The organism is Aldersonia kunmingensis, assembly GCF_001646865.1.
Taxonomy (GTDB): domain Bacteria; phylum Actinomycetota; class Actinomycetes; order Mycobacteriales; family Mycobacteriaceae; genus Aldersonia; species Aldersonia kunmingensis.
Map to the genome: position 1 here is coordinate 1 of NZ_LRRB01000085.1, position 6,283 is coordinate 6,283.

The following is a 6,283-nucleotide window of genomic DNA, read 5'->3' on the forward strand; positions in this document are numbered from 1 at the left end:
TAGCGGTGCACGCCGTGCCCGGCCGGCGGGGCGGCACCGATGTAGTTCGCCAGGCCGGCGTCATTGCGCAATGTGATGGCGTTGGCGGGCAGCCCCGTCCCGCCGTCGTCACCCGCACCCGCGACCAGCGACGTGGTCGTCACCGGGATGTTGAACACGGCCCAGTGCCAGAAGCCGGATGCCGTCGGCGCATCGGGGTCGAAGTTGGTCACGGCGAAGCTCTTCGTCTCGGCTGGGAAGCCCGACCACGACAGCTGCGGCGAGGTGTCGTGGCCGCCCGCGCCCATGACTCCGCTGGCCTGCGCCAATTTGAATTGACCGCCGTCTTCGAAGTCTTCGGACGTGAGCTCGAAGGACGGCAGTTTGGGCAGGAAGTCGTACGGGTTGAACGCGAACGGTGCGTCGGCCATGGTGAACCTCTCTCGTCTCAGCTGTGCATCAAAAAGTGCTCGAGCACGCGGGTACCGAACTCGAGTGCTTCCACCGGGACCCGTTCGTCCACGCCGTGGAACAGCGCGGAGAAGTCGAATTCCGGTGGCAGCTGCAGCGGCGCGAAGCCGAAGCAGCGAATCCCCAAGCGGGCGAACGCTTTTGCGTCCGTTCCGGCGGAGAGCATATAGGGAACGGTGCGCCCGTCCGGGTCGTTGGCCAGAATCGCGTCGTTCATCGCGTCGACGAGATGGCCATCGAAAGTGGTCTCGTACGAGTCGAGCTTCGTGATCCACTCGCGAGTCACGTCGGGGCCGATCAGCTCGTCGATCTCGCGCTCGAACGCCTCCTGCCGGCCTGGCAGCACCCGGCAGTCGATGACCGCCTCGGCGGTCTGCGGGATGACGTTGGCCTTGTAGCCGGCCCGCAGCATCGTCGGATTCGCGGTGTCCCGGAAGGTGGCGCCGATGATCTTCGCGATCGAGCCGAGTTTCGCGAGCGTGCCTTCGATATCGGGCGAGGACGGATCGAAATCGATCCCCGTGTCCTCCTTGAGTTCGGCCAGGAACTCGCCTACCGAATCGGCGATCACCAATGGGAAGGTATGGGTGCCAATCCGGGCGACCGCCTGCGCGAGGATCGTCACCGCATTGTCTTCGTGCAGGAACGAGCCGTGTCCGGCGCGGTGATTCGCCGTGAGGCGCATCCAGCCCAGGCCCTTCTCCGCCGTTTCGACGACGTAGAGGCGCCGCTCCCCGCCGTCGCGGGTAGGCACGGTCAGCGAAAACCCGCCGACCTCCCCGACCGCCTCGGTGATCCCCTCGAACAGGTCGGGCCGGTTCTCGACGAGCCAGTGACTGCCGTACTTCCCGCCGGCCTCCTCGTCGGCGAGGAATGCGAACACCAGGTCGCGCGGCGGTACCGTGCCCTCGGCCTTGAACTGGCGCGCCAGGGCCAGCGCCATGCCGCACATGTCCTTCATGTCGATCGCGCCGCGGCCCCATACGTAGCCGTCCTCGACGGCGCCTGAGAACGGGTGCACGCTCCAGTCGGCCGGTTCCGCAGGGACCACATCGAGGTGCCCGTGGATCATCAGCGCCCCGCGGCTGTTGTCGGCGCCGGGCAGGCGGGCGAACACATTGCCACGACCCGGGGCGCCGGACTCGACGTAGGTGGTCTCGTAGCCGACCTCCTCGAGCTGCTCAGCCACCCACTTCGCACAGTCCTCTTCACCCTTGGTGGTCTCGTGCTCCCCCGTGTTCGACGTGTCGAACCGGATCAGCGCACTGACGAGTTCGACGACCTCGGAAACCGCGCGTGAGCGATCCGAACCACTCTGACCTTCCCCTGTCCCTGGCACCCCACTTTCCTACCACTGGAACACCCCTCGGGGATGCTTGGGCGCAGCGTCTTTTGTTGGCGTTTCCCCTCGTGAGAGGGACGATTTTGGTCTGAGGGAGTTCATCGGATAGCCTTTGTCAGCGCGCACGGCAACGTGCGAGTCCGAGTGGCGGAATGGCAGACGCGCTAGCTTGAGGTGCTAGTGCCCTATTAACGGGCGTGGGGGTTCAAGTCCCCCCTCGGACACAGAAATCGTTTTCATTAAGTCCCGACTTCGATCGGGGCTTTCTTTGTAACCGGGGTTGAGCGGTCGCGATTAGGCTCCTTCCGATTCCGATTCGGTGTGGACTTCGGTCCTCCGCAGTTACTCAGCGCTACGGGCATCTATCACGATGTCGTGGCTTCGGTCGTCGATTAAGCGCGCTGGGACGCAACGAAACAGGTTCACCACTACGACGCCGACCAGTTCCATACCGAACTTGACCTAGTATTCACCGGACTTCCCACTGCAGGGGGTGGCCTGGCCGGCCCCATCCGGAGTCAAATAGCTCCCCTGGCGCATGCCGGAGGGAATTCCTTGTGTGACGCCAAGGGGACTCGAACCCCTGACGCCCAACTCCGTCGGCCGTCGACATACGACTGCCGCGCTACGTGTCGTCCCGCTGCCCGAACAAGCCCGGCACATGGTCGCAGCATGTCGTTCGTCGCGGATGGTGGGCGCGCAGCGAATCCCGCTCGACTTGGCCAGCTCCGTCGTCGCGACCCGCCATTGAGCACCGGCGCAACCGTTGTGGGCCGACATGAGTTCGCAGTCGAGTGTGAGCTGTCTCCGGCCGAGTGGTCCACCGTGCGCGGTGAGTTTCGCTGGGCAACGGGTCAGCGCTCGGCGACGCGTCCACCTTCGACGTGCCAGCCACGATCGACGCGCACCTTCTCCAGCATCCGGCGGTCGTGGGTCACGAGCAGCACGGCACCGTCGTAGGAGTCCAGGGCGGACTCGAGTTGTTCGATGGCGGGTAGGTCGAGATGGTTTGTCGGCTCGTCGAGCACGAGGACATTGGTGCCACGCGCCTGCAGCAGGGCCAGCGCGACGCGGGTGCGCTCCCCCGGCGAGAGATCCTCGACGGGCCGATCGACGTGGTCGGCGCGCAGACCGAACTTCGCCAGCAGGGTACGCACCTCGGCAGTCGTGAAATCCGGTACGAGCCCTTCGAATCGCTGCGCCAGCGGGGTCGATCCGGTGAATTGGTCACGCGCCTGGTCGATCTCGCCGATCGCGACATTGGCACCGAGTCGTGCACTGCCTTCGTCGGGCTCGATCCGGCCGAGCAGCAGGCGCAGCAACGTCGACTTCCCAGCGCCGTTCGGTCCGGTGATGCCGATGCATTCGCCGGCGTCCACCTGCAGTGACACCGGACCGAGGGTGAAGGCCCCTTGCCGCACAACGGCATTGGTCAGCGTCGCGACGACCGAGCTGGATCGCGGCGCGGATCCGATGGTGAACTCGAGCACCCATTCCTTGCGGGGTTCGGCCACCTCCTCCATGCGCGCGATCCGGCTCTCCATCTGCCGCACCTTCTGCGCCTGCTTCTCGCTGGATTCGGTCGCCGCGCGACGCCGCACCTTGTCGTTGTCCGGCGCCTTACGCATCGCGTTGCGTACACCCTGACTCGACCATTCGCGCTGAGTTCTCGCCCGCGCCACCAGATCCGCCTTCCTAGCGGCAAATTCGTCGTATTCCGCCCGCTTGTGCCGGCGGGCGACGGCACGCTCCTCCAGGTAGCTCTCGTAGCCACCGCCGTAGACCGTGTTCGTATGCTGCGCCAGATCGAGTTCCAGCACCCGGGTGACACTGCGGGCCAGGAATTCACGGTCGTGACTGACCAGCACGACGCCGCCGCGCATACCCCGCACGACGTCCTCCAGCCGTTCCAGCCCGTCCAAGTCCAGGTCGTTGGTGGGTTCGTCGAGCAGCACGATGTCGAATCGGGAGCAGAGCAGCGCCGCCAGACCCACCCGCGCGGCCTGCCCGCCGGACAGTCCGGTCATCAGCGCCGATTCCGGTGCCACCGAACCCGCGGCCAGGCCGAGATCGGCCAGGACCCCCGGCAGCCGCTCCTCGAGGTCGGCGGCCCCCGCCGCGAGCCAATGGTCGAGAGCCGTCGCGTAGACGTCGGCCGGATCGGCATCGGCCTGCGCAGGCGGATCGGCAAGCGCGTCGGCGGCGGCGTCCATGGCCTGTGCCGCCGCCGCACACCCGGTACGACGGGCGACGTACTGCCCGACCGTCTCGCCGGGAATCCGCTCGTGCTCCTGCGGCAACCAGCCCACGAAGGCGTCGGTCGGCGCGCGCAAGACCGTCCCCGACAAGGGGGCGAGGTCACCGGCGAGCACCCGCAGCAGCGTCGTCTTCCCCGCACCGTTGGCCCCGACAACACCGATCACATCACCGGGCGCGACGGTCAGATCGAGATGATCGAACAGGACGCGATGCGCGTACCCGCCGGCGACGCCCTTGGCGACGAGGGATGCGGTCATGGACAAATGGTCGCACCCCGGACACTGGAAATCGTTTTCATTAAGCCCCCGACCAGCACAAATGTCGCGCACCGGGTCAATTCGATCCAGAAAGTCCTGGTCACAGCGTGGGGATGCAAGTCGCTCTCGGATACGCGCGGCATGTGCGCGACGAAAGCGGCCTCGCCGGATTGAATGCGCGCGGGGGCATCGCCCAAAGCGGCTCGGCGTCGCCTTTGCGACAACGTTCCTCTACTTCTGCGGCGGTTGTCGCGATGACGAGATCGGGGATCAATCCGCTCGAGGCTGAACACCGATGCACTGTTTTGATGCTCGCGGTACGACGACCGAGCGGACAGTACCCGGCTCGCGCCCGGCCGCGACATTCGAATGTCACCCGTGACAACAAGTTTCGACGGCGCGCAAAAACCGTGCGCGGTTGGATTCCGGTCACCGGCCCGCCGACCAGAATTCGCGGTCCACGCACCGGAAATATCGGCCTCCGCCGGCCGGCGCATAATTCAACTTTCGCGCTACGCGTACGCCACTCGTGGCCTCAGGCGTCGGACGACGTCTGTTCCTCACGGTCCGAGACCACCAGCAGCTGCAGCGCCGAGCTGGCGACCGGCCGGATCAACCTGATCAGAGTGGCGGCCGCGAACCCGATGGGCGCTCCGGCCACTCGCAGGACCGGGGCCACGACCGAACCCAGCCTCATCAAACCGCCACTGATGGCGTCCGGGCCCACCGTCGGCGCCACCCCGCCGAACACCGGCAACCACTCAGTCGCGCGTCGCGGCCGTATAACCCAGCACATCGGGCCGCCCGCCGGACAGCCGGACGACGGCCAGCTTGTCGATACCCCCGAAGGCGCCGAAAAGCTCCACAACATCACAACGCGCCCCGCCAACGGCGGGGTGCTCTAACGAAAGCTGTCTCCGGACTCGCCGGGACGGGTCATTCCTACGAACTGAACATCTGGACCCCATTAGCGAATAGCTGGCTCTGGAAAAACGCGTTGAGCAGCGCGCTTAACGGATTCTCCGCCCTGCTGGGGATCGCTGCGGACGCGATGGTGTTGCCCTTCAACTGAATCTCATTTCTGTCGTTGTTGAACTAGTACTCGCCGAAGCGCAATGCACCGTTACCGTCTGAGGACAACGCAGGGTCGCGGCCCTACCTCGCTCGGCGTCGTCGCGGCGGCCATATTCGCGCGGGCATGAATACCACGACGCAAAGGCGAGTGATTGTTTCAACGTGACCGGTCGATCCGCTCAGGGATGACCACGGCCGGCACCCGTGGATGCGCCGCCAGCAACTGGCGGGCGCGGCTCTCCAGCATCGCCCATGAGCCCATCGCCGCGCCGATGCCTGGCTCCCGCGCGCGACAGTGCCGCTTCCACGTCGTCCGCAGAGATGCCCAACACTCATGCGACCTCACAAATCGCCAACCCGAGTGATTGGATCTCCGCAGGTGACAGCGTTTTCTAAGCAAGATCGATCCGCGTGGTTAATGCGTAAGTCCCCCTCGGACACAGAAATCCTCAGCTACGCCCCGACCTTCGTTCGGGGCGTTCTCCTTTTGGACCCGAGTCGACCCATGTCGGTGGCGGCTACGTCCAATACCGAGTCGATCCGGACTTCGGTATCCCCCAGATCCTCAGCATCAACGGGGGCCGTGGGACGTGGTTCGCGTGCCCGGGCTGTCTTGACATGGGTATCGCATGTGAGACTCGCTGTGTGGGTCACCGCATTGAACGCCCCAAGTTGGAGGGCAACATCGCCGTCGGCGACGATCGGCAGATCAGCTTTGCCGAGTTCGGCGACCCGCAGGGTCGGGCGATCTTCTGGCTGCATGGCACCCCGGGTGCGCGCCGCCAGATCCCGTCCGAGGCGCGAGCCTTCGCCGAGCAGAACCACGTCCGGCTGATCGGCATCGACCGGCCCGGTATCGGCTCGTCGACATCGTTCCAATATGGGTCGGTCGTGGAATTCG

5 protein-coding genes and 1 tRNA gene are annotated in these 6,283 nt (G+C 65.7%); 2 read left to right on the plus strand and 4 right to left on the minus strand.

Annotated elements, in window-relative coordinates; genetic code table 11:
- Together A8G08_RS06475 and A8G08_RS06480 are read right to left on the minus strand one after the other, a co-directional pair.
- A partial coding sequence (locus A8G08_RS06475) for a YbhB/YbcL family Raf kinase inhibitor-like protein (protein ID WP_068271731.1) occupies positions 1–410 on the minus strand: 410 nt, incomplete at its 3' end.
- A gap of 17 nt (positions 411–427) precedes the next feature.
- Positions 428–1,789, minus strand: coding sequence for a M20/M25/M40 family metallo-hydrolase (locus tag A8G08_RS06480; RefSeq protein WP_068271723.1), 1,362 nt, complete (start codon positions 1,787–1,789; stop codon positions 428–430).
- Positions 1,790–1,930: 141 nt separating this feature from the next.
- Here A8G08_RS06480 and A8G08_RS06485 point away from each other — a divergent pair.
- A tRNA-Leu gene (locus A8G08_RS06485) sits at positions 1,931–2,016 on the plus strand.
- Between the two features lie 630 nt (positions 2,017–2,646).
- On the opposite strand, the gene A8G08_RS06490 is transcribed toward A8G08_RS06485, so the two are convergent.
- Both A8G08_RS06490 and A8G08_RS28420 read right to left on the minus strand, forming a co-directional pair.
- Positions 2,647–4,308, minus strand: a complete 1,662-nt coding sequence (locus A8G08_RS06490; protein ID WP_068271725.1) for an ABC-F family ATP-binding cassette domain-containing protein — start codon at positions 4,306–4,308, stop codon at positions 2,647–2,649.
- Positions 4,309–4,843: 535 nt separating this feature from the next.
- Positions 4,844–5,005: a hypothetical protein gene (locus A8G08_RS28420; RefSeq protein ID WP_157108429.1), complete on the minus strand. Its 162-nt coding sequence runs from the start codon at positions 5,003–5,005 to the stop codon at positions 4,844–4,846.
- A 1,022-nt stretch (positions 5,006–6,027) separates the two neighbouring features.
- Between A8G08_RS28420 and A8G08_RS06505 the strand changes: the two genes are divergently transcribed.
- A partial coding sequence (locus A8G08_RS06505; protein WP_425394534.1) for an alpha/beta fold hydrolase occupies positions 6,028–6,283 on the plus strand: 256 nt, incomplete at its 3' end.